This window comes from Mameliella sp. CS4, assembly GCF_019392335.1.
Classification (GTDB): Bacteria; Pseudomonadota; Alphaproteobacteria; order Rhodobacterales; family Rhodobacteraceae; genus Antarctobacter.
In genome coordinates, this window is sequence record NZ_JAHXRQ010000149.1 from 1 (window position 1) to 274 (window position 274).

Annotated in this window: 1 protein-coding gene; it reads right to left on the minus strand. The window is 81.0% G+C overall.

All coding sequences use genetic code 11. The features are described 5' to 3' along the window. Positions 1 to 192, minus strand: a 192-nt coding sequence (locus KZZ07_RS26915) for a hypothetical protein (protein WP_219520032.1), incomplete at its 3' end; no start/stop codon positions are given. Positions 193 to 274 lie beyond the last annotated feature (82 nt).

Here is a 274-nt window from a genome sequence, read left to right on the forward strand (position 1 = left end):
GCAGTCGAGGCTCAGCCGCTCGGCATCCTGCGCCCGGAACACCGCGACGGGCCCGGCCCGGCCGGCCAGGGAGGCGCCGGTGGTGCGGATCACCCGCGCGGCCAGGGCGTCGCAGGCATCCGCCGCCCGGGCCGGGGCGGGCCCGAGGAGGAGCGCGCCGGCGAGGGCGGTCAGGGTGGTGAGGCGCAGCATCGGGACATCCGCGGCGAGAGACGGTCGCCCCCGGGAGATAGCGCGCGCCGCGGCGGGCGCGAAGCTGCGGCGCTCCGCGGGG